This window comes from Pseudobutyrivibrio sp., assembly GCF_017471675.1.
Classification (GTDB): domain Bacteria; phylum Bacillota; class Clostridia; order Lachnospirales; family Lachnospiraceae; genus Pseudobutyrivibrio.
The window spans coordinates 37,386-58,427 of sequence record NZ_JAFUSK010000048.1 but is presented as its reverse complement, the minus strand read 5'-3'; the positions used below and the strand labels follow the sequence as shown (position 1 = coordinate 58,427).

The 21,042-nt window shown below is 38.3% G+C and carries 22 protein-coding genes; 18 read left to right on the top strand and 4 right to left on the bottom strand.

Annotated elements, in window-relative coordinates; all coding sequences use genetic code 11:
* Position 1 precedes the first annotated feature (1 nt).
* From IJ535_RS08160 to IJ535_RS08105, 12 genes are all read left to right on the top strand, one after another.
* A complete protein-coding gene (locus IJ535_RS08160) occupies positions 2–3,019 on the top strand; it encodes a glycoside hydrolase family 2 TIM barrel-domain containing protein (RefSeq protein ID WP_294301125.1) in 3,018 nt (1,005 codons plus the stop codon).
* A gap of 98 nt (positions 3,020–3,117) precedes the next feature.
* Positions 3,118–3,645, top strand: a complete 528-nt coding sequence (locus tag IJ535_RS08155; protein WP_294301123.1) for a DUF6106 family protein — start codon at positions 3,118–3,120, stop codon at positions 3,643–3,645.
* A gap of 94 nt (positions 3,646–3,739) precedes the next feature.
* The gene (locus IJ535_RS08150) at positions 3,740–4,909 is read left to right on the top strand and encodes a galactokinase (protein ID WP_294301121.1); all 1,170 of its coding nucleotides are present in this window, start codon (positions 3,740–3,742) and stop codon (positions 4,907–4,909) included.
* 108 nt (positions 4,910–5,017) lie between these two features.
* The gene (locus tag IJ535_RS08145) at positions 5,018–5,422 is read left to right on the top strand and encodes a BlaI/MecI/CopY family transcriptional regulator (RefSeq protein WP_294301120.1); all 405 of its coding nucleotides are present in this window, start codon (positions 5,018–5,020) and stop codon (positions 5,420–5,422) included.
* 59 nt (positions 5,423–5,481) lie between these two features.
* The gene (locus IJ535_RS08140; RefSeq protein WP_294301118.1) at positions 5,482–6,576 is read left to right on the top strand and encodes a M56 family metallopeptidase; all 1,095 of its coding nucleotides are present in this window, start codon (positions 5,482–5,484) and stop codon (positions 6,574–6,576) included.
* Positions 6,577–6,690: 114 nt separating this feature from the next.
* Positions 6,691–6,918 (top strand): hypothetical protein, encoded by a 228-nt coding sequence (locus IJ535_RS08135; RefSeq protein ID WP_294301116.1) that lies wholly within the window; start codon positions 6,691–6,693, stop codon positions 6,916–6,918.
* Positions 6,919–6,935: 17 nt separating this feature from the next.
* Positions 6,936–7,376 carry a DUF2712 domain-containing protein gene (locus tag IJ535_RS08130; protein WP_294301114.1) on the top strand — a complete coding sequence of 147 codons (441 nt, stop codon included), beginning with the start codon at positions 6,936–6,938 and terminating at the stop codon, positions 7,374–7,376.
* 3 nt (positions 7,377–7,379) lie between these two features.
* Positions 7,380–8,063: a hypothetical protein gene (locus tag IJ535_RS08125; RefSeq protein ID WP_294301112.1), complete on the top strand. Its 684-nt coding sequence runs from the start codon at positions 7,380–7,382 to the stop codon at positions 8,061–8,063.
* Positions 8,064–8,172: 109 nt separating this feature from the next.
* On the top strand, positions 8,173–8,862 hold the full coding sequence (locus IJ535_RS08120) for a hypothetical protein (RefSeq protein WP_294301109.1): 690 nt from the start codon (positions 8,173–8,175) through the stop codon (positions 8,860–8,862).
* Positions 8,852–9,625, top strand: a complete 774-nt coding sequence (locus IJ535_RS08115; RefSeq protein ID WP_294301107.1) for a hypothetical protein — start codon at positions 8,852–8,854, stop codon at positions 9,623–9,625. Before IJ535_RS08120 ends, IJ535_RS08115 begins: the two co-directional genes overlap by 11 nt.
* 1 nt (position 9,626) lies before the next feature.
* The gene (locus tag IJ535_RS08110; RefSeq protein ID WP_294301104.1) at positions 9,627–10,262 is read left to right on the top strand and encodes an ABC transporter ATP-binding protein; all 636 of its coding nucleotides are present in this window, start codon (positions 9,627–9,629) and stop codon (positions 10,260–10,262) included.
* A complete protein-coding gene (locus IJ535_RS08105; protein ID WP_294301101.1) occupies positions 10,246–10,794 on the top strand; it encodes a hypothetical protein in 549 nt (182 codons plus the stop codon). Before IJ535_RS08110 ends, IJ535_RS08105 begins: the two co-directional genes overlap by 17 nt.
* Positions 10,795–10,805: 11 nt before the next feature.
* On the opposite strand, the gene IJ535_RS08100 is transcribed toward IJ535_RS08105, so the two are convergent.
* On the bottom strand, positions 10,806–11,702 hold the full coding sequence (locus tag IJ535_RS08100) for a PucR family transcriptional regulator (protein ID WP_294291795.1): 897 nt from the start codon (positions 11,700–11,702) through the stop codon (positions 10,806–10,808).
* An 85-nt stretch (positions 11,703–11,787) separates the two neighbouring features.
* Positions 11,788–12,894, bottom strand: coding sequence for an ABC transporter ATP-binding protein (locus IJ535_RS08095; RefSeq protein WP_294301099.1), 1,107 nt, complete (start codon positions 12,892–12,894; stop codon positions 11,788–11,790).
* Positions 12,895–13,194: 300 nt separating this feature from the next.
* Here IJ535_RS08095 and IJ535_RS08090 point away from each other — a divergent pair, with 300 nt between their 5' ends.
* The 3 genes from IJ535_RS08090 to dnaB are packed head-to-tail and all read left to right on the top strand — an operon-like array spanning position 13,195 to position 17,058.
* Positions 13,195–15,249, top strand: a complete 2,055-nt coding sequence (locus tag IJ535_RS08090; RefSeq protein WP_294301096.1) for a DHH family phosphoesterase — start codon at positions 13,195–13,197, stop codon at positions 15,247–15,249.
* Positions 15,246–15,692 carry a 50S ribosomal protein L9 gene (gene rplI, locus IJ535_RS08085; protein ID WP_294301094.1) on the top strand — a complete coding sequence of 149 codons (447 nt, stop codon included), beginning with the start codon at positions 15,246–15,248 and terminating at the stop codon, positions 15,690–15,692. Before IJ535_RS08090 ends, rplI begins: the two co-directional genes overlap by 4 nt.
* Positions 15,693–15,711: 19 nt before the next feature.
* Entirely contained in the window at positions 15,712–17,058 is a 1,347-nt protein-coding gene (gene dnaB, locus IJ535_RS08080; RefSeq protein WP_090547127.1) for a replicative DNA helicase, read from the top strand.
* A 187-nt stretch (positions 17,059–17,245) separates the two neighbouring features.
* Here the strand turns inward: dnaB and IJ535_RS08075 are convergent, their stop codons facing one another.
* Positions 17,246–17,416: a DUF362 domain-containing protein gene (locus IJ535_RS08075; protein WP_028243181.1), complete on the bottom strand. Its 171-nt coding sequence runs from the start codon at positions 17,414–17,416 to the stop codon at positions 17,246–17,248.
* Positions 17,417–17,745: 329 nt separating this feature from the next.
* Here IJ535_RS08075 and IJ535_RS08070 point away from each other — a divergent pair, with 329 nt between their 5' ends.
* Positions 17,746–17,952 (top strand): DUF1858 domain-containing protein, encoded by a 207-nt coding sequence (locus IJ535_RS08070; RefSeq protein WP_294291628.1) that lies wholly within the window; start codon positions 17,746–17,748, stop codon positions 17,950–17,952.
* A gap of 46 nt (positions 17,953–17,998) precedes the next feature.
* Here the strand turns inward: IJ535_RS08070 and IJ535_RS08065 are convergent, their stop codons facing one another.
* Entirely contained in the window at positions 17,999–18,748 is a 750-nt protein-coding gene (locus tag IJ535_RS08065) for an adaptor protein MecA (RefSeq protein ID WP_294301090.1), read from the bottom strand.
* A 245-nt stretch (positions 18,749–18,993) separates the two neighbouring features.
* Between IJ535_RS08065 and IJ535_RS08060 the strand changes: the two genes are divergently transcribed.
* Both IJ535_RS08060 and IJ535_RS08055 read left to right on the top strand, forming a co-directional pair.
* A complete protein-coding gene (locus tag IJ535_RS08060; protein ID WP_294301088.1) occupies positions 18,994–20,283 on the top strand; it encodes a serine/threonine protein kinase in 1,290 nt (429 codons plus the stop codon).
* Positions 20,267–20,899 (top strand): hypothetical protein, encoded by a 633-nt coding sequence (locus IJ535_RS08055; protein WP_294301085.1) that lies wholly within the window; start codon positions 20,267–20,269, stop codon positions 20,897–20,899. Before IJ535_RS08060 ends, IJ535_RS08055 begins: the two co-directional genes overlap by 17 nt.
* The last annotated feature ends 143 nt before the right edge of the window (positions 20,900–21,042 follow it).

Below are 21,042 nucleotides of genomic sequence, written 5' to 3'. Positions count from 1 at the left end.
CATGAAAAATTTCGATTATGAAATTGTAAAGGACCCAAAAGTATTTGAACAAAATAGATTAAAGGCTCACTCAGACCATGAGTATTACGATAGCGAAGCCTATGCCTATGGGGAGAAATCAAGCTTCAAGTATTCCTTAAATGGCACCTGGAAGTTTGAATTTGCCAAGAATTATGAGGTTTGCGACAAGGACTTTTATAGATTAGACAGAGATTGCAAAAGCTTTGATGATATAAAGGTTCCTGCCCATATTCAGCTTGAAGGCTACGATAAGATAATGTATGTGAACACCCAGTATCCTTGGGATGGACATGAGGCGCTAGAGCCAGGTGAGATTCCTACCAAGGAGAATCCTGTTGGAAATTACGTAAAGTATTTCACAGTCCCTTCTTTTATGAAGGAGGGACCTGTGTACATCTCATTCCAGGGTGTGGAAAGCGGCTTCGCAATTTGGCTCAACGGTGAATATGTTGGCTATAGCGAGGATTCTTTTACACCTAGCGAGTTTGACCTGACACCTTTCATAAAGGATGGAGAGAACAAGCTGGCAGTGCAGGTGTTCAAATGGACATCAGGTAGCTGGTGTGAAGACCAGGATTTCTTTAGATTCTCGGGAATCTTCAGAGAGGTTTACCTGTACACAGTGCCAAAGACTCATATTAGAGACTTGCGAATCCAGACACTTCTTGATGATGATTACAAGGATGCAACCCTTGTTATCGATATGGATGTGATTGGAAGTGGCATGGTTCAGATGACACTTTCAGATGACGATACAGATATCCTTAATAAGCTTGCTGTAGAAGAGGGCATGAATCACATGGAAGTACATGTGAGGGAGCCAAAGCTGTGGAGTGCAGAAAAGCCTTATCTATTCGATTTGCAGTTAAATGTCTTTGGTGAAACAGGAAGAATTGCAGAGGTTATCAAAGAAAAGGTTGGCTTTAGAAGGTTCGAGATGAAGGATGGCATGATGCACATTAATGGAAGGCGCATTGTGTTTAAGGGTGTTAACCGCCATGAATTTTCTTCATCAACAGGTCGAGTTCTTTCAGAGGAGGATATCCTAAAGGATATTATCACTATCAAAAAGAACAATATCAATGCAATCCGAACCAGTCATTATCCAAACCAAACATACTTCTACAGATTGTGCGATATTTTTGGATTATATGTAATCGATGAGACTAACTTGGAGACCCACGGTACTTGGCAGACGCCTATTCAGATTATGAAGCTTAAGGATGATAGCTATGCGGTGCCAGGTGACAGGCCAGAGTTTGCAGATAATGTAGTGGATAGAGCCCATAGCATGTTTGAACGTGACAAGAATCATCCATGTATACTTATCTGGTCTTTAGGAAATGAAAGCTACGGCGGAAGCAACCTAAGGCGCATGCAGGATAAATTCCATGAGTGGGATAGCACAAGACTTGTGCATTATGAGGGAGTATTTAACGATAGACGTGTGGATCTTTCCGATATGGAATCCACAATGTACGCACCAGTGAAGGCTATTAAGGAATGGCTAAAGGACCATAAGGATAAGCCTTACATCAACTGTGAATACATGCATGCCATGGGAAACAGCTGTGGTGCAATGAGCAAATATACGGAGCTGGCTTATGAGGAGCCATTGTTCCAGGGTGGATTTATCTGGGATTATATAGACCAGGCTATCACCATCAAGGATAACAGAGGAGTAGAATTTGAAGGCTACGGCGGTGATTTCGACGATAGGCCAAATGATGGTAGCTTTTCTGGCGATGGTATTTGTTATAGCAAGAATAGAGAGCCTAGCCCAAAGATGCAGGAGGTAAAATACGATTACCAAAACATCAAAATCACTTTTGATGGCGGCAAAGCTATCATTGAAAACAGAAATCTGTTTACAAATACAAATGAATACACAGCGCTACTTACAGTGGAGCGGCTTGGAGATTTAATAGCTGAGGAAGAGCTTACAATCGATTGTCCACCGCTTACTACTACAGAGTATGCCCTGGAGCTGGATTTACCAAAGGATGATGAGTATATTGTTACACTTTCATTCTTGTTAAAAGAGGACAATCTTTGGGCAAGAGCAGGCCATGAGGTGGCATTTGGCCAGACTACAGTAGGCCGATTTATCTTTGAGCGAGGACCAGCGCAGAAGCTTACAGTAACCCAAGGCTTCCATAACCTGGGGGTAAAGGGGGATGATTTTGAAGTCCTATTTGTAGGCGTGAAGGGCTTAAGCTCTTATAAATACCATGGCAAGGAGCTTCTTAAGCGCTTTGTAATGCCAAACTTCTGGCGTCCAATGACAGAAAACGATTTGGCTAATCAACTGCCATTTAGAGCTGGTCAGTGGAAGCTTGCAAGCAAGTATTTAGCTACAAATCGCATGGATGATGGCATTAATGAGATTCCTTTGGTTGAGGTATCAGAAGACAGAGTAAAGGTGGTATACACATATCATCTGGCCACAAAGCCAGCTGGCAAGTGTCAGGTTACATATATAGTTCATGCCGATGGATTAGTAGATTGTACATTGAAGCTTCCTGCTTCGGCTGAAATCGGAGAATTGCCTGAGCTTTCAATGGCGCTAACACTTGATAGCAGCTTAGAAAACCTTGAATGGTACGGAAGAGGACCAGAGGAAACCTACAATGATAAATGCCATGCAAAGCTTGGTATATTTAGAAATAAAGTGGCTGATAATATGGCAAAATACCTGGTTCCTCAGGAATGTGGAAACCATGAGGAGGTACGCTACGCAAAGCTTACAGATGAAAGGGGCAATGGAATATTGTTCTTAACAGAATGTAACGGATTCTCGGCACTTCCTTACACAGTTCATGAAATAGACGAGGCAATGCACCCTACAGAGCTGCCACCAGTACATTTCACACATGTGAGAATAGGCAAGCAGATGGGTGTTGCAGGAGACGATACATGGGGCTCTAAAACCCATCCGGAATTCATGCTAGATAATAGCAAGGATATGGAGATTTCCTTTAGTTTTAGGGGTATTTAAGGCATTATTTATATGTTATAATGAATGTCGGCTGCAGGTTGTAGCCGACATTTTTTAGATACAATGTTAATTACTAGAAGGAAAGTTGAGGGTTAATTATGTTTGAAACAAATGACACATTCGTAGAAGAGGCAGTAAAGGTAATTGAAACAGCTCAGGATAAAACAAAAAAAACCGGTGCTGCTGTAGTAACATTTTTATTATTAGTAGCTACTGTTACTTATTCGAGAGGGATTTTGACAATTATAATGGCGATTTTGCTCATTATTATGGCTATATTTACGATAATCTTATATACGAACAAAAATATTGAATATGAATATGACTATACAAATGGTAGCCTTGAAATCGCAAAGATTATTAACAATGAAAAGAGAAAAAAGGTTGTTAATATTGAATCAAACGAAGTAAAGATGGTTGCAGCAGTTGGCACAAACGAATCACTTAAATACGACCATGTGCAGCTTAAGACTTACGATTGCAGCGCCCATGATTCAGAGCAAAAAGATTACATTTTAGTAGCTCACAGCGAGGCAAAAGGCAACGATTTCAAAGTAATATTCACACCTTCCGACAAATTACTTAACGCAATGGCAAAATACAACAAACACGACATATACCTCTAAAGCCTTCCCAAAGGCTTCTCCCTTTTTAGGGAGAAGCTGTCAGCGCAGCTGACTGATGAGGGTATACGTATGAGGTGTCTAAAAGGAGAATTAAATGAACGCACAAGAATTAAAAACTATATTCGAAGAAAAATTCGGCCCTTCAGGCGATATCCGCACATACTTCGCCCCAGGCCGCGTAAACCTTATCGGCGAGCACACCGACTACAACGGTGGCCACGTATTCCCATGTGCCCTTACAATCGGCACATACGCCGTAGCAAGAAAGCGTGAGGACAGAGTTATCAAACTCTACTCAGCCAATATCGAAAATGTAGGAGTAATCGAAAGCTCACTTGATGACCTTACAAACAAGGACGAATATCACTGGGCAAACTATCCTCTTGGTGTTGTTTGGGCTCTTATAGAGAAGGGTGCAGAAATTAAATCAGGATTTGAAATGGTAGTTTGGGGCAATATTCCCAACGGTTCAGGCCTTTCTTCATCAGCATCTCTTGAGGTGCTTACAGGCACTATGCTTAACGATATGTTTGGCCTTAACAAGACAATGATTGATTTAGCCCTTATCGGACAGTATTCAGAAAATAATTTCAATGGATGTAACTGTGGTATAATGGACCAATTTGCGGTAGCAATGGGACAAAAAGACCACGCCATTTTCCTTGACTGTGCAGATTTATCCTATAAATATGCAAGCGTAAAGCTTGAAGGAGCTAAGATTGTTATCACAAATTCTAAGGTAAAGCACTCACTTGTAGACAGTGCATATAATGATAGAAGAAACGAGAGCGCTCAGGCACTTGCTGATCTTCAGACAGTATGTGGTATCAAGGAGCTTGGTGAGCTTACAGACGAGGAATTCGAAAAATACGGCTCAGCTATCAAGGATGAGGTTAACTACCGCAGAGCAAAGCATGCTGTTGCTGAAAACCAGCGTACAATCAAAGCAGTAGAAGCCCTCAACAACAACGACATCGCTACATTCGGAAAGCTTATGAATGCCAGCCACATTTCACTTCGCGATGATTACGAAGTATCATGCGAGGAAGTAGATTTCCTTGTTGAGACAGAGTGGTCTGTACCAGGTGTCATCGGCGCCCGCATCACAGGCGGCGGCTTCGGCGGTTGTACAGTAGCAATCGTAGAAAACGATGCCGTAGAAAACTTCAAGTCAATCGTAGGAAAGGCTTACAAAGAAAAATATAATCTGGACGCTGAGTTCTATGTAGTAGACATAGGAGATGGCGCTCGCCGATTAGCATAAATGATAGCTCCCTTCGGGGAGCTTTTATAATTGTATTATTGTACTGATATATATATAATAAATATAACGAATATCAGATTTTGAGAATAATAAATTTGTGAGGGTGCAATGGAAAAGAGAAGAGAATTAAAACCACGTGAAGAAGCTTTGATGAATTTCTTGTGGGAGAAAAAGGAGCCAATGACTCCAAATGAAATGGCAAGTGAGCTTCAAAAGGATGGTTGGAGTAACGTAACAGTTTATAAGATTGTTCAGGCATTGTCTGAAGAGAACTACTTGGAGATAGACAGCTTTGAAAAGACAGCCAAGACTTATGCAAGAAAGCTTATCCCAACTATTTCAAAGGAAGAATACTACTCAAGTCTTCTGATGGACAAGGGATTTGATAGCAGCGCTATTGCAGAATTGACTGCATCATTTATTGGAGCAAATAGCTTAAAGCAAAAGGACAAAAACAAACAGGTAATCAAAAAGTTAGAAGAGGTTATATCGCAGCTAAAAGGTGAAGACTAATGTTATTCAATTGCATTTCTGTGAATTCCATAATGCAGGCTTCAGTTACATCTAGCATTATGATGATTTTGATTTACAAGATTAGAAAAGAAGACAAGCTATTCGATAAAGTTAATCCAAAAGTATTCTTAATAATATACTCATTGTGTTTATTAAGAATGCTATTTCCTGTGGAATTCGAAGGATATACACGACCAATTTCCGGGGGACCTGTGTGGAATTATGTAAACGATTTCTTGTCAGCAGAAGTGTGTAAAATATCTGGATATCCAGTAACAATTATCCATCTAATCATAGCTATTTGGTTTGCTGTTGCAGCAGTAAAACTAGTTCAATATATAAAAAAATATAGAAGGATTCACAATATCTTTTGGTATTCTGGGGAAGAGATCGAAGCAGACGAATTCACTGAAGTAACAAACAATCGATTTATCTCTACCAAAATAAAAAGAATTAACTTTATAGATGCGCCTTGTTGTATGGGTATTTTTAAAAGAATAATTGCAATTCCAAATGAGAATTACACAAGCAGGGAATTAGAAATTATCCTAAAACATGAAAACGAGCACCTTAGAAACAATGATGTTTTAATAAAACATCTCATCAATATTATCTGCAAAATATACTGGTGGAATCCTGTTGTACTGTTTGTAAAAAAGAATATCAATCAGAGTTTAGAATTAAACTGTGATATGAGAGTTCTTGAGAACAATACTCAGGAGTACCGAATCGAATATCTGGAAACTATTTTGCAGGAATATAAAAGGCATAACGAAATAGAACACGAGCTTATGCTTGCATTAGCAGATGGTAATCCAGAAGAATTATATGAGCGATTTAAGGCTATCTCATCAGCAAAAAGAAAGAAATCAATTATTAATCAGTTTGTCATTTCATTTTGCCTATTAGCGATAGTAATGATATCTTACAGCTTTATTATTCAGGCAAACTATGAACCTACTGAAGCAAACTTGGGAGATTATGAAGGTGAGGTTCTTTCAATCGATGGTTTTAATTCGTATTTGAGAAAGAATGATGATGGAACCTATTCATTGATTTACAAAGAATCGATTTTGGGTCAGGAACAAGTAATTCTAGATGTGGCGGAAGAGGAACTTTCGTATTATACAGATACGGGAATAAAAATAGAATAATTACTTAAGAAACGGAAGTAAGAGAAAAATATCTCTCTTACTTTTTTGTTGACAATAATTACGAATATACTATAATGATAATCAATAAAAAATAATGGAAGGAGGAATAGTATTTTGTTTTTCAAGAAAACCATCATTTCTTGTATGCTTGGCATGACAATTCTATCTACTAGTTTGCCAGTAAATATTGAAAAACCAGACACAGAGTACACAAAACAGTACGAAGTAAAAGTAACCAAAATTGTAATAAAGGTAAAATACGTTGATGGTGTCAAATATATAAGAAGATGGGATGCATCAAACAACAAGTGGATAGACCCTGAATGGAAGAGGGTAGACTGAAAGGAGAATGAATGATTATGAAAGTTAAAAAGTTAATTTCAACAGGTATTTTAGGGTTAATGTTGGCCTGCACATTCATGCAAACAAGCATGTTAGTAAAGGCAAATAATCACACGGATAAAGTGTTTAATTTTTCTTTTATAGCTGATGGTTCAGACATTGCACCTGAGGCTCCAAGAGCGAAAAATGATAACACTGCTAGTTATGTAAAGAGCAATGCAGGTGTAGATCAATTTTCTGTATGGTTTGGTGGAACTAATGGAAATAATGCTGATGCAATGACATCAAATATTGTATCAAGCTATGCAATTATGCCAGCTGGTTCATATAGATATATTTCAAATAATGCTTATGGAAGATTTAGAAATGTATATCCAATTTTCACGGTTGGACAAGATAATAGAGCCCATCGTTTATCAGGAAAATGGAGTCCAGACAATATTAGTGGGAGATACTAAAAAATGAAATGCATGAAGCAACTTCTTGTGGGTGCATTGCTTGCGGCTAGTCTTTTGACTAGCTGCAAGAATGATTCGGTAGAAGATGATAATATTCAGATAGACACAAAGCCTTTAAATGTTTCAGATACAGAATGTTTAAAAGAATATGGTAAAGGCTGCGAAGTCTATAAAGAAGGGGATACTTTTGAAAAAGAAGGTATGGAGATAACAGTGAACTCTTCTAGAATCACAAAGCAAAAAGGTGACTGGGAAAACTTGGCAGATTATTATCCAGATGAAGATGAAAATGGCAAGGTTACAGATAAGTCATGCTATTACATAGTGAATCTAACTATTCATGTGAAGGATAGAAAGGATCACATCATGGGTTTTTGTGGATTTAAAGCTGGTGTTTTAAATAAAGTAACAGGCCAAAGCATCCAGAATAGCAGTATCGTCTCAAGCACATATTACAATGATTTATCGGAAACTAAGAGGGAATCCGACGACATTTTCGTAGATTATCCAAAGGAAGGGGAAGATATTGTTAATCAGGATTTTATCTTCCAATTAGAGGATGAATATTACATTAACAATGAAAATATTTTCTATTTCTTGGTAGAGGAGAACACCGCTACTATTGAATATGATCAGGGAAGAGAACATGTAGCCCTAGTTAAACTGGAGCCCCAAATAGACTTATAGAGGTAAAAAATTGCTATCTTATGAAATAACATACGGGATAAAAAAGAGATGGTTGATTATATGTATAGCGTTTATACCAATTATCTTTTTGTTTATAAATCAATATATATTGTACAAATCAGGCTTAACTCTAGGTGCAGCATTTCCAAATACAATTTCATATCATCTTGGAAAAATATTATATGGAATAAAAATCATGAATGGTGGCTCAATTGAGCGAAACAGGCAACTTCCAACCCAGTGGATGCTAATACAATTCAGCTATTTATTAACAATAAGTGGCTTTGTTCACGAAGAGCGACAGAATCGCCAGGCAAACATCATCTTGTATGGCACCTACCGAAGGTGGTGGTGGCGAAAGATTTGTTGGTTTTACACTCTTTCAATTGGATATTATCTTTTGATTGGCCTCTTTGAATTGATGGAACATAGGCTAGAATTGATGATAATTATTCCAAATAATGTTGAAATAATTAATAGCCGATTTGGCAATTTTGAGCCAAAGATATACGTATATACGATAATATTTTTTATTCTCCATTCGCTGTTATTTGGAATGTTGCAGATGTGTATGGAATTGAAAATTCAATCAACCGTGGCATTTATAATCAATATAGGAATTATGCTGTCAGGAATTTTTTCAACCAAATTCATCCTGCCATGTCACCTGGCTATGATTGCTAAAAACTCATCCATTCTGCAGAATACTAGTTTAACAATCGGATTGATTATCTTGGGAATCCTGTTACTAATTAGTGAGCAAATAACAGGGAGACAACTTAGTAAAAATGGATTTTAAAAAATTTATTAGCATACATAAAATTTCTATTGTGTCCATAGCTATAGGAATAGGAATAGCTCTTTGGCATTTTGAAAAAGGTGTTCTTATGTGGAACAATCCTGCTTATGGTATTCCTGAAAATGCATATATCAGTTGGCTTGGCGGAACATTATTCTTTTCTCAAAGTTACTGGTTCTATTTGATTTTTCCATTGCTTGCATCAATTGCAACAGGAATAGAATACGGAATACTTAAGAAAAACAAGTACTTCTATCAATATAGAATCCGGATGGGAAAAGCCAGATATACAATGCTTTTGGGGTTTAGAATTTTTGCAATTGGATTTTTAGTAATTGCAATTCCACTCGCCCTAAATTTCATTTTGACCATGATGGTAAAGCCTCTGCTGTATCCAGATTCTTTGGTAGCGATAGGTCCCTATGCAAATGAAATCGGAGCGAAACTTTTCTACTCTCATCCTATGGTATATACGATAGGCTATATTATTTTCGACGGAATATTTGCTGGGACGATTTCTTTATTTACGGCTGTACTTTGCAATTGCATGGAGAACTATTTCTTGGCAGTAATAGTGCCATATGGTATTTATTATGCCCTTGTAACGATAAGCAATTTGTTTGCGTGGGAATGCATTTCTTTAAATATGGCGCTAAACCCAGGACACGGTCTAAAGGGAATTGCCTGCTTTGTAGAAATTATCGTATTTACGATAACCACAATTTTTTTATGGATTATCCAAGGGGCAAAAGAGGATAACTAGAATGAATATATCTGTACAAAATGTAAGTAAGAAAATAAAGAATAATGAAATTTTAAAAAACATTTCCGTGGAATTTGAATCGGGAAATATCTACGGAATCAGAGGTAAAAATGGTTCGGGAAAGACCATGCTCATAAAGGCCATTTGCGGTTTAATCAAAACTGATGAGGGCAGGATAATTGTGGATGGAAAAGTGATTGGCAAAGATATGGATTTCCCTGAAAGCATAGGTGTGTTAATTGAAAATCCTGGGTTTCCAGGTGGCCTAAAAGCCTTCGATAATCTAAAGGTTATAGCATCCATTAAAAACAAAATAACGGATAAGGATATTGAAGAAGCGCTTATTAAGGTTGGACTAGAAAGGGATCTGGAAAAAAGATATAGACAGTATTCTCTTGGAATGCGTCAAAAACTTGGGATTGCAGCAGCTATCATGGAGCATCCCGACATCATCCTTTTAGACGAGCCCACAAATGGTCTTGACGATGAATCAGTGATGAAACTTCAGAACATCCTTAAAACGGAGCGAGATAAAGGAGCGCTGATAATTGTAGTATCCCATGATTTTGAGGAATTAGAGATTCTGTCAAATGAAATCTATCAGATGAAAGAGGGCTGTCTTGAAAAATTACACTAAAATTCAATTTGCAATCGGACTACTGATAATGCTTGCTGTTGTATTTAGAATCATTTGGGTTAATAAACAGTATCCTCAGGTTCAGTATCAGGACGTGGTCCTAGGGCAGGAGGCTAAATGGAACGATTGCACATTAAAAATAAATGGAGGAAAAATACTAGATAAGGAACAAGCAATAGAAGAGTTTGGCAAAGGTATCATAAAGGATTTAGATGGAACCGTGGACTTTAGGCTTATAGAAGTAAATGCCACGATAAAAAACACATCCGATACCAACACTGTAGTCTACATATATGATTTGTATATAGAGAATCTAACATATGCTAACGGAATCGCTGCAGAAATCCAGAAACTAACCGATACGTACAGGCTAGATATTGATTTGAAAGCCAAAGAAGAAAAGCAAGTCAAACTCTGTTATGTAGTATACAAAAACCAGTTCAAAAAAAGGGATTGGAATAAAATGAATCTAAAAGATTTTTGGATCACAGGGGAATATTATCCTGTGAAAAAAAGATGGTATTTATTATAAAAAAAGAGCCACTATTTAGTGGCTCTTATATAGTTGTAAAGCATGAGCGAGAGCTTTACAGTGATTGCATCTGAGAATTTTCTTACATCATATCCAGTCAAATCAGCGAATTTATCCAGGCGGTAGATAAGAGTATTGCGGTGAATAAACATCTTGCGGCTGGTTTCGGCCAAAGATAAGTCATTATCGAAAAATGCCTCTAAAAGGTTCAAAGTTTCCGCGTCAAGACTAGATAAAAGGTCACTATTGATATGGTTGTTTAAATATGTCTCAACTTCATCGGCGGGAATGTTGTAAAGCAAACGACCAAGACCAAGAGTACTGTATGAGTATATGTGGTCCGAGCTCTTAAAGATATTGCCAATGTGCATAGCAAGCACTATATCCTTGTAGGAAGTAGGAAGCTCGGTGAACTTATTTATAGGTAAATCATAGGAAACCTTAAAAGACATAAAGGCTTCGGATTCAAGCATATCCAAAAATTCCATACAGTACTGATTAATCTCTTCGGAATCAGGCGTCTTTTCAAAGTGTACAATCAATGCAATGTGCTTAGAATCAATCTGAACCAAGGCATCCTGAGAATCAGGAAGAAGACTCTTTAACAGAGATACAGCTTCCTTAGTATAGTCAGTCTGGCTTTCTAAGTAAAACACCATGCGAACAGCGTTTTCGTCTATGTGGAAGCGGTGAATGTAGGCTGCAGCATCAGAATAAGAAAGCTCTCTAGTCAAAAATGAGCGGTAGAAAGCACTCTTTGAATCCAGCACATTAAAGCGTACCACCATTTCCTTAAGCTTGTTAACGGTCTCTTCATCAGATAAATCGGAATCAGAAATAGAAAAATTGATTCCAGTAGCTTTATTTAACTGTTCTAGTAATTTGTTCTTTTTATCTTCAATATTCATAGATCCTACCTCGCAAAGATAGCCATATTATAGCATAAAAAAACTGGATGCGAAGTGCATCCAGTTTAATTTACAAAGATAAATATTAGTTAGCAATTGTAAGCTCTGTATCCTTGTCGAAGAAGTGAGCCTTCTCCATATCAAGAGCAAACTTAACTGTATCGCCACCTCTAGCTGTTGTACGTGGGTCAACTCTTGCTGTAACCTGAGTTCCAGCATAATCGAAGTATAAGTAAACTTCTGCACCAAGAAGCTCGTATACAGAAATCTTAGCTTCGATAACTGAAGCAGACTGTGTATCAACGAAGATCTGTGAATCATGGATATCTTCTGGACGGATACCAAGGATAACAGACTTGTTAGCATAACCAGCATCTGCAAGAGCCTTTGTCTTTGCTGGTGGAATCTGAAGGCTAGCACCGTTAACCTGGATAGCTGAGCAATCAGCGTTAAGTGTTCCCTCAAGGAAGTTCATCTGAGGTGATCCGATGAATCCAGCAACGAAGAGGTTGCATGGCTTCTGGTAAAGGTTAGCTGGTGTATCGATCTGCTGAACAACACCGTCCTTCATAACAACGATTCTTGTACCAAGTGTCATAGCCTCTGTCTGATCATGTGTAACGTAAATCATTGTTGCTCCAAGTGAATCATGAAGCTTAGAAATCTCAGTTCTCATCTGAACACGAAGCTTAGCATCAAGGTTTGAAAGAGGCTCATCCATAAGGAATACCTTAGGGTTACGAACGATTGCACGACCCATAGCAACACGCTGTCTCTGACCACCTGAAAGAGCCTTTGGCTTTCTGTCAAGAAGCTTCTCAAGGTCAAGGATTCTAGCTGCCTCACGTACCTTCTTGTCGATCTCATCCTTTGGTACCTTACGTAACTTAAGACCAAATGCCATGTTATCGTAAACTGTCATATGTGGGTAAAGAGCGTAGTTCTGGAATACCATTGCGATATCTCTGTCCTTAGGCTCTACATCGTTCATAAGCTTTCCATCGATGAGAAGCTCACCGTCTGAAATCTCTTCAAGACCAGCGATCATACGAAGTGTTGTAGACTTACCACAACCAGAAGGGCCTACGAAGATGATGAATTCCTGATCCTTAATGTCAAGGTTGAAATCCTTAACAGCGTGGAAGCCATTAGGATATTTCTTGTTAATGTTTTTTAATTGAATGTCTGCCATTGTAAAAATCCTCTCTTGTTTTTTATTTATTGGGAATCTCCCTTTAACTATCTACGATTATAAAAAATGAATAAATTGTGAACAATGTTAGAATAACCAAAAAATACAAAATCCTTTCGTTATTTTGACAACCCTATGTTAAACATGCACAAAAAGAGCTTGCAGAAATTGAGCACATATACCTACTTAAAGAGAAATTGTATATATATTAGTAAATAGTGTGATATAATACAACCCAAAGAATGATTTTTAGAATTGACCAAAATGGTCGAAAAGGGAATTATTGGGAGAATTGAATTTATGGAAGCTTTAAAATATAGAAATCGTCTAAATCGATATCTAAGATTTCCTTTATACATGCTTATTATCTTTCTAATAGGATGTATTGTGGTAAGCTTTGTAGACACGAAGGTAGCCAGCATCATGACTTCTTTCGTCTTTTTGTATGGAATAATTTGTTACATATATTACAGAGCTAATCTTAAATCTTTCAAAAACACTATAATTGAATACGCTGTGCATTATGGCACCGTGCAAAAGGAGCTTATCAAGAATTTCAGGCTGCCTTATGTGCTTCTTGATGCCTCTGGCAGGATTATCTGGATGAATAATGAGTTCAGCGAGCTTGTAGACAAGAGCAAGACCTATAACAAATCTATCACCAGCATCTTTTCCGAAATCACCCGTGAGGGCATTGACCACGCTAAGGATGATAACTTCGATATGCATATCGAATACAATGATAGAAAGTACTTAGCCTGCTTGCAGCGCCTTGATATGACAGAGCCACTTTCCGGTGGGATGCCTATGAATATAGAGGGCAATGCCGATGGTCTTGTGGCAGTTATACTATTTGATGAGACAGACATCCAGGCTACTAAGGCCAAGATTAACGACCAGTCAATGGTTATGGCACTTCTGTATGTAGATAATTACGACGAAGTATTTGAGCAGGTTGAAAATGCCAAGCGCTCAATGCTTTTGGCGCTGCTTGATAGAAAGATTAACAAGTACTTTGGCGAGGGAAATGCCATCGTAAGACGTCTTGAGAAGGACAAATATCTAATCTTCTTCCAGAAAAAGTATCTTAAGCAGTTTAAAGAAGATAAGTTTTCTATTGTCGAGGACATTACCACAATTAAGATGGGTAATGATAAGGAAATAACAATCAGTATCGGAATTGGTCTTGGTAGTGATAACTACACACAAAAGGCTCAGTATGCACATGTGGCTATTGACCTTGCTCTAGCCCGTGGCGGATGTCAGGTAGTAGTGAAGAATGGCCAGAACGTATCTTACTATGGAACACATGGTAAGGAAGTGGAGCGTACCACACGTGTTAAGGCTCGTGTTAAGGCTCAGGCTCTTCGTGAGCTGATGGAGACACGTGAACGAATCATCGTAATGGGGCACAACTTATCTGATGCAGATTGCTTAGGTGCATCTGTTGGTGTGTACTGCGCAGGCCGCGAGATTGGCAAGCCTGTTAACATCGTAATCGACACCATTACAAGCTCTATGAGGCCAGTAGTTGAGTCCTTCACAGAAAAGGGCGAGTATCCTGATGATATGTTTATCACCAGCGAGCAGGCTTTAAATCTGTGCAACGATAACACTCTTATCATGGTAGTCGATACCAATAGACCAAGCTATGTAGAGTGTCCAAATCTTCTATATAAGAATAAGAACATCGTTGTAATCGACCACCACAGACAGGTAGAAGAGGTTATTGAGAACCCAATTCTTTCTTATATAGAGCCATACGCATCATCTGCCAGTGAGATGATTGCCGAGGTTTTACAGTATTTTGCAGACAAAATCAACATCAACCCTACAGAGGCTGATTGTATTTATGCTGGTATCCTTATAGATACCAACAACTTTATGACTAAGACAGGTGTCCGTACATTTGAGGCAGCCGCATTCTTGCGTAGAAACGGTGCAGAGGTTACCAGAGTTCGTAAGATGCTTCGTGAGAACATGGAAACATACAAGGCACGTGCGGAAATCGTTAGAAATGCTCAGGTTTACAGAGAGTCATTCGCTATCGCAGAATGTGAGCCAGATGGTAACCTGGAAAGCCCAACAGTAGTAGGTGCGCAGGCAGCTAATGAGCTTCTTAACATAGTAGGTATCAAGGCATCCTTTGTACTTACTAAGTTTATGGATAAGATATTCATAAGCTCACGTTCAATCGATGAGATAGATGTTCAAAGCATCATGGCTCGCCTTGGTGGCGGTGGACATGTTAATATCGCCGGCGCCCAAATTCAAAACAGGACAATAGAAGAGGTTCGCGAGGACCTCGAGGCCACAATAGATAAAATGCTAGAAGAAGGAGAAATCAAATTATGAAAGTAATATTACTTGCAGATGTTAAATCACTTGGTAAGAAGGGTGAGGTAGTAGAAGTAAGCGAAGGCTACGCTAGAAATATGTTATTTAAGAAAAAGCTTGGTGTTGAGGCTACAAACGCAGCTCTTAACGACCTTAAGCTTCAGAATAAGCATGATAAAAAGGTTGCACAGGAGAATTATGAGGCAGCACTTGCATTTGAAAAGGAAATTGCTGAGTGGAAGGTAGAGACTAAAATCAAGACAGGCGAGGGTGGACGTACCTTCGGCTCTGTATCTACTAAGGAAATCACGGAGGCTGCAAAGAAGCAGTATGGCAAGGACATCGATAAGAAGAAAATCGTTCTTGATGATCCAATCAGAGCCCTTGGCACATACGAGGTAAAGGTAAAGCTTCATCCTAAGGTAACTGCTACACTTCGTGTGCACGTGTCAGAACAATAATAATTTAGGGGAATAATTAATGGAAGACGTAATCAAAAGACAAATGCCTAACTCCTTGGAGGCAGAGCAGTCTGTTATTGGTTCCATGATAGTTGATAGGGATGTTATTGTAGAATGTTCCGAAATCCTTATTAAGGATGATTTCTATCATCAGCAGTACGGAATGCTCTTTGAGGCAATCGTTGAGCTATATAATGCGGGGGAGCCTGTTGATGAGGTAACACTGCAGAATAAGCTGAAGGAGAAGGGAGTGCCACCTGAATTTGCTTCACTGGAATTTATCCAGGAGCTGGTTTTAGGTGTTCCTACAACAGTTAATGCAAAAAGCTATGCCAATATCGTAAAGGATAAGGCAGTGCTTAGAAATATCATTAAGGTAAATCAAAATATCGAGAACATGTGCTTTGAAGGTTCTGAAGAGGTTGATACCATCCTTAATCAGACTGAGCATGACATATTCGCTCTGGTTCAGAACCGTGGTAACACAGATTATGTGCCAATCAAGCAGGTTGTTATGAATGCCATTGCAAAGATTGAGCAGGCGTCTAAGCAGCGAGGCGTGGTAACAGGTATTCCAACTGGCTTTATTGATTTGGATAGACAGACTGCAGGCTTGCAGCCATCAGACCTTATTCTTATTGCGGCCCGTCCATCAATGGGTAAAACAGCCTTCGTTCTTAACCTGGCACAGCATATTACCATTCATGAGCATTTGTGTGCAGCTATATTCTCACTGGAAATGTCAAAGGAGCAGCTGGTTAACCGTCTATTTGCCTTGGAATCCAGAGTAGATGCCCAGAAGCTTCGTACCGGTAATCTGCAGGAAGCAGATTGGGAAAATCTTATCGAGGGTGCTGGTAAAATCGGTAATTCAAAGCTTATCATCGATGATACACCAGGTATATCAATTGGTGAGCTTCGTAGTAAATGTAGAAAATTCAAGATGGAATTCGGTCTTTCCATTATCATCATCGACTACCTGCAGTTGATGTCAGGTAATGGTAAATCAGAAAGTAGACAGCAGGAAATCTCAGAGATTTCCCGTTCTCTTAAGGGACTTGCCAGAGAGCTGAACGTTCCAGTTATTGCACTGTCGCAGCTTTCCCGTGCCGTAGAGCAGCGTCCAGACCATCGTCCTATGATGTCCGATCTTCGTGAATCCGGAGCCATCGAGCAGGATGCGGACGTGGTTATGTTCATCTACCGTGATGATTACTATAATCACGACACCGAGCTTAAGGGCGTATCTGAAATCATCGTAGCTAAGCAACGTAACGGTCCTATCGGAACAATCGAGCTTACCTGGTTACCAGAATACACAAGATTTGCTAATAGAGACCATAGCGGTCAGTCAAATCATGAATAAGGCTTCTCCCTGGTGGAGAAGCTGTCACCGCAGGTGACTGATGAGGGGATAATTACAAATGACCCTCATCCGTCTGCTTCGCAGCCACCTTCTCCCATAGGGAGAAGGCTTTTTTATGCGCAAAAAAAGAAGTGCTGCAACGCAACACTTCTTAACCGGTTTTCTTGATTAAGTTATTACTTAATGATTAGCCCTGAGCGATAGCTCCTGTTGGGCAAACACCTGCGCAAGTACCACAATCAACACATGCACCTGCATCGATGTTGAACTGTGAATCTCCCTGAGAGATAGCGCCTACTGGGCACTCAGGCTCGCATGTACCACATGATACACATGAATCAGAAATTACGTATGCCATAATAAAATTCCTCCTTAAAAACTAATTAATAAAAATTATCAATTACAAGTTGATGAGAATATAATACATCTAAATTGTGTCTAAAGCAAGGACAAATTTTGTATTTTTTAAAAACCATGTAAAATCAAGGCTTATGGCAGTTCACAAAGACTAACTTCTGTTGATTTAGGCTAACGCAGGTTTAAACTGTGTACACAAATTAGTTGATAATAAACTTGTTATTTTTGAAAAATTTTATTAAGAGTATAAACAATATCTAAATTCAATTGCGAAAAACCAAAAACCATGTTATTATCAATTGAAATCAAATAAGAAAGGAAGTATTTGAAATGGCAAGAGTATCAAAGGCAACTATGATTGGTGAGCTTCTTCAGATTGATGCTGATGTAGCTCCTATTTTACTTAATATCGGCATGCACTGTCTCGGATGTCCATCATCTCAGATGGAGACTATCGAGGAGGCAGCTATGGTACACGGTATCGATGCTGATGATCTTGTAGAAGAGATTAATACATTCTTAGATTCAAGAGCATAAAAAAATGACCTGCGAATGCAGGCCATTTTTTTATGCTCTTTTAAATTTAAATTGCGGCGAGCTTTTGTACAGCATCGCCCTCAGCCATTATTTCGTAGTGCTCTGACATATATTGGTCTGTGCCTACTACGTAGTTCTGCTGGTTGCTATATTCAGATAGAATATTGCAAACTTTATTGTAAGTCTCGGCTGAGTCTTCAGATTTGCTAACGACTAAATAATACTTGTTATCAAATGGACTCTTATAGAGAGAATTCTTACCAGTGTAAAATGTTGCCAGGATACCTGATAATCTAAGAACATCATCCAAGTTGTCAAAAACAAACATCTTAGTAATGTCTACAGGTAAGCCCTCCTTTGCAGCCTTCTCTGGGGAAGCTGCTATTGCGGCCTGAGCTTTTTCGATGAGGCTGTTAAAGATATTAAGAATGTCATCAGCAGCTGATTCGTTGAATGGCTTAGCTGGTGTATCCACAATATCCATATCGTCATCGTCGAAATCATCATCGCTCTCAGAAAATCTGGAGAAACGAGTGTCCAACTCATCAGGATTTTCAACCTTTGTAACTAAAAGTACAATGGATTCTGATGAAAGTGGTATAGCTTCTATCATAAGCGGAATATCTTCTGCTTCGAAACCGTACTGGTATGCAGCCTGTTCCATAAGCTCTCTAAAAAGCTCTCTGGCCTTGGCTGAGCCGTAAGCAAGCTCGGATAGCTTGATGTGACGGCTGATTAAATCTTCTCTCGATAAAGTGCATCTGATCTGGTTCTCGTTGATTCTTTCAATCTTCATAAAAATCACCTCCCGAATCGAAATAAGATGCGTCTTAAGCAAATTTCTTATTCGAATTATATATATATTATATCGGAATGTAAAGGAAAGAAGCTATATAAATCGTGATAAAAGTATTAAATTTTTATAAAATCGTTACGTTACAGAAAAATATCTATTTTTAAATTAGGGGTTGCAATATAATTTTATATGTGATATAAACTTATCTGCGAGATGCCTTTCCGAAAGGAAGGAGCTGATGTAATATGATACCTGAAGGTATTGAAGACAGGTACGATATAGTTCAAATACTGCAAGAAACAGCAGCTACAGCAGTATTACTTGTCAATTACAGACAGATAGGAGCATTAAGGATTCTAAAGGCTATTCACAGGGCCCATCCTGATGCATACAGCATCCTATCCGAAGCAAATCTTTTACATGGGATTAAATCATCCCAAATACCCACAATTTATACTGTAGAAGATACAAACGAGATGTATTATCTGGTTGAAGAATATGTAGAGGGTCAATCTCTGCGTGAGTATCTACTAGAAACAATAATCTCTAAAGAAAAGCTATTAAAATACGCAATTAGTCTATGCGATGTTATAGAGGCAATGCATACCTGCGATGATGATCCTATCATTTATCGCGATATGAAGCCTGAGCATGTAATATTGCAGGACGATAGTGTTCGTCTTATAGATTTTGGTATTTCAGTAAGGAAGTCTAAAGCAGCAAAGGCACGCCCCTTAGGCACAGTAAATTGGGCTGCACCAGAACAACTGAATGGTGGATTTATAGATGAAAGATGCGATGTTTATGGCGTTGGCAAGATTATTGAATTTATGCAAAAACATAGTAACGTAAAGGAAGATTTTAAGATAAAAAAACTTGTAAGTCAGGCTACTGATGAAAATATAGACACTAGAATAAAATCTATAACAGTATTGAAAAATGAGTTGCTAAAAATTCAGGGGAATAAAGAAAGTAAAAAAGAGGAAAATAGGTATCTTGGCAAAAGAATTGCAGTGGTCGGGGCAGCTAAATCTGTTGGAACCACGAAAATCGCAATTAGTATGTGTATGTACTTGAACAAAAATAAAATAGACGCGTACTACAAGGATGAAAAGAGTGATACTGTTCATAATCTTTTGAAAAACCTACATGGCGCTAGACTAAAGGATGGAGTTTTATACCACAAAAATTTTAAAGGCATCTTAAATTATGGGGATGTGATTGAAAATATAACGCCTCCTATAGGTATATACATAGTTGATTGTGGAACAGATTATGATCTTGCAATGAGCTGTGACAGGGTAATAATTGTCACAGGTAGCGCTCCATGGATAAGTGTTAGCTATCCAGAATGGATAAGGGATAAGTCTGTTTATGTGATAGGTAACATGTGTACTAAGCTTGCTTGTATTAAGCTGGCTAAGGAGCTTAAAAAGAAGATTTATATGTATCCACAAACAGTTAGTGCTAATGGTTTGGCAAAAGAAGAGGAAAGGATTATTCAGGAATTATTGCGAAATGAAAGGGATTTTTAAATTTAAACATTGGCAGAAAACGTCAACAAACAAAATTCAAAAAATAATAAAAAACAAAAAAGTCATTGGTGTAATCGGTGCATCAAGAAAGATGGGTGTAACCCATATATGCCTATGTATTGCAAATTTCTTGCAATCGGCGTTAAAGCAGAATGTTCTATATATAGAGCTTGCGGAAGATAGCCAGTTACTTCCAGTTGTAGGTGAAAAGCAAATTAACTTTGATGGTCATATTGCATTTTCTTATAAGAAAGTAAATTACGTGCTTGCTTGTGACGGGGAAGAGGCTGTTAGTCTGATTAATAGCTGGAATGGGCATATAGTGATTGATGTGGCTGATTATTCTAAAAAATCATATCAGGTTTTGTGTCGATGTGATAAGAAAATAATGATTGGCTCCTTGCAACCATGGTGCATCAAGGATGTAGAAATGATGATTGAAAAATTGAAAGGAGATGGCTTAAAGGAAAAATTCATATATACATATGAGAACGACACCAATACGAAACCAAGCGGGAATTCATTAGGATGTACCATACGAACAAGGCCATTCATTGAAAATCCTTTTAAATTAAAAGAAGAAGATTTTAACGCAATTGTTGAAATGATTTTGTAGCTGCAATGTATTTATTGGAGATTCCAATATCGTCAAAGGAATTTTATAACGGAAAAGACAAATTTAAGTGAAATAATAGTATAAGTTATATTAGAGGGCGCAAGCCCTCTATTTATTTGCGCTAAATCACCTAAAAAGTGGAA